The 2,672-nt window shown below is 66.1% G+C and carries 2 protein-coding genes and 1 pseudogene; 2 read left to right on the forward strand and 1 reads right to left on the reverse strand.

What is annotated here, in order from left to right; translation table 11 throughout:
• Positions 1-339, forward strand: a pseudogene (locus AB4Y84_RS18805) (peptidase M14); the annotation flags it as partial.
• Positions 340-435: 96 nt separating this feature from the next.
• Positions 436-633 (forward strand): hypothetical protein, encoded by a 198-nt coding sequence (locus AB4Y84_RS18810; RefSeq protein WP_442244759.1) that lies wholly within the window; start codon positions 436-438, stop codon positions 631-633.
• 238 nt (positions 634-871) lie between these two features.
• Here the strand turns inward: AB4Y84_RS18810 and AB4Y84_RS18815 are convergent, their stop codons facing one another.
• Positions 872-2,293, reverse strand: coding sequence for a DEAD/DEAH box helicase (locus AB4Y84_RS18815; protein ID WP_442244760.1), 1,422 nt, complete (start codon positions 2,291-2,293; stop codon positions 872-874).
• Positions 2,294-2,672: the final 379 nt, after the last annotated feature.

Genomic DNA, 2,672 nt, shown 5'->3' on the forward strand with positions numbered 1-2,672 from the left:
GCCGACGTCGACCCCAGCCATCCCCTGGCGTTCGGCGTGCCGCGCCGACAGCTGGCGATCAACAAGGAGAACACGGTCATCCTGCAGCCGAGCACGAACGGGTTTTCCACGGTGGTGCGGATCGACGACACGCCGCGGGTGAACGGGTATCTGTCCGAGCGCAACCGCAGTCGCGTGGCTGGCAGTGCGTGGCTGCTGGTGTCGGCGCAGGGGCAGGGCAACGTGATCCTGTTTGCGGATGATCCGGCGCATCGCAAGTACTGGCATGGCACCGACCGGTTGCTGATCAATGCGATCTTCTTCGGGAATCTGGTGAATCCGGCGAAAGCGCGGGGTTGAGGCATTACGCGCTTCGATTGATGCGTGTGGGGGAGGCCGGGCGGGCTGCGCAGGACACGCTGTAAATACATCCATGTAAGCTCGATCGGCGCATCCATGCGCCTCACGGTCCTGCGCAGCCCGCCCGGCCTCCCCTCGATGGTTTCCTGCGAGCGCGGACACATCAAACCCAAGGCGGGAGCAAGGGCGAAAGCAAAAGCAAAAGCTGGAATTCCGGCTTTTGCTTTTGTCTTTGAATTTGATCCTTCTTCTCCTGGCTACCCGGCGGTACAAGAAGGCGCTGGTGATGATTGAAGCGGATGGGCGTAGGGGCAGCGCAAAACCGTGAGGCGCATGGATGCGCCGATCGAGCCCCCATGGATGGGTTTACGGCGTGTTTTGCGCTGCCCCTACGCCCATCCGCCCTCGACGCAACCCACCGCCAGCTTTCAAACCATCCGGTAGCCCGCAACAAAAAAGGGACGACGCGTAAGCGTCGTCCCCCGATAAGCAGCCCCCGCGCAGCGGGAGACGCCATCCCTGTCAGCTGGGATCAGCTGGCGCGACCGCCACCGCCACCCTGGCCGCGGCCACGGCCGCCACCCGCGTTGGCACCGCCACCGCGACGCTGGCCCTGACCGGCACCTGCGCCTGCGCGCTGCTGGCCGTTGCCACCGCCTTCGCGGCGGCCACCGCCGGCCTTCTTAGGGCCTGCATGGGCATGACGCGGCGCATCGCCGTGCGGACGGCGCGCATGGGTCTTGCGCGGCACGCGCTCGCCGGTATCGGCCTCGGCCTTGCCCGGAGCACTGTTGCCCCAGCGGATCGGCGTCTGCAGCTCGAAGCCCGGCACATCGCGGATGTCCATGTCGCGGCCGAGCAGGCGCACGATCGCGCGCAGCAGCTTCACTTCATCCTGCGCAACCAGCGAAATGGCTTCGCCGGTTGCACCGTTGCGGCCGGTACGGCCAATGCGGTGCACGTAATCTTCGGCCACCATCGGCAGATCGAAGTTGATCACCTTCGGCAGCTCGTTGATGTCGATACCGCGCGCGGCGATGTCGGTGGCCACCAGCACGGTGACACGGCCAGCCTTGAAGTCGCCGAGCGCACGCAGGCGCTGGCCCTGGCTCTTGTTGCCGTGGATCGCCGCGGTCTTGATGCCGGACTTTTCCAGGAACGCGGCCAGCTTGTCGCTGCCGTGCTTGGTGCGGGCAAAGACCAGGGTCTGCTCGCGGCTGTCCTGCGCCAACAGGTGCAGCAGCAGGTCGCGCTTGCGGCTGGCATCGACCGGATGCACCTTGTGGGTGATGGTCTCGGCGACGGTGTTCTTCGGCGTGACCTGAATCTGTTCCGGGTTGCGCATGAACTCCAGCGCCAACTGCCGGATGTTGTCCTCGAAGGTGGCCGAGAACAGCAGGGTCTGGCGATTCTGCTTGGGCAGCTTGGCCAGGATGCGCTTGATCGAGGGCAGGAAGCCCATGTCCAGCATGCGGTCGGCTTCGTCCAGCACCAGCAGTTCAATGCCGGACAGGTCGATGCTGCGACGCTCCAGGTGGTCGATCAGGCGGCCCGGGCAGGCCACCAGCAGGTCCACGCCGCGACGCAGGATGTCGAGCTGGTTGCCCATGCCGACACCGCCGTAGATGCAGGCGCTGGGGATGCGCAGGTACTTGCTGTAACCGCGCAGGCTGTCATGCACCTGGGTGGCCAGTTCGCGGGTCGGTGCCAGGATCAGCGCGCGCGGCTTGCGCGGGCCGGTGCGCACTTCCTGTGAAGCGGTGCCCAGGTGCTGCAGCAGCGGCAGGCCGAACGCGGCGGTCTTGCCGGTGCCGGTCTGTGCGCCGGCCAGCAGGTCGCGACCGGCCAGCACCAGCGGGATCGCCTGCTGCTGGATCGGGGTCGGGGTTTCGTAGCCCTGCTCGGCGAGCGCACGCAGCAGGAAGGGCGCAAGGCCCAGGGATTCAAAAGACATCGAGATTGCTCCAAGTACAGTTAACGCCTGTCCGAACGGACAGACGGGGGCAGATCAAACTGATCGGCTGACTCGGAGCGTTCCCGTGAACCGCGCTGCGAGAATTGGGTGCAGCCGGCGCGAAGCGCAGGCTGGAATGCGTGACGAACGGCGTCGGAGTGGGGGCGGGCGATGGGGCGAACCCCGGTCGCCGGCGATCCCGGAGGGAAACGGACGGCCGCTGCAGACCCGCATAGTCTAGCGGAAGGATGAGACCTGACGCAAAACAGGCTGTTCAGGTTGGGGGTTCGGCAGGGCTGCGCCCTGCACCCGCCGAAGCGGTAGTGCCGGCCGCTGGCCGGCAACCTCAACAGCAACAGCAACAGCAACAGCAACAGCA

The sequence above is a fragment of the Stenotrophomonas sp. 2YAF22 genome, from assembly GCF_052114665.1.
Taxonomy (GTDB): Bacteria; Pseudomonadota; Gammaproteobacteria; order Xanthomonadales; family Xanthomonadaceae; genus Stenotrophomonas; species Stenotrophomonas indicatrix.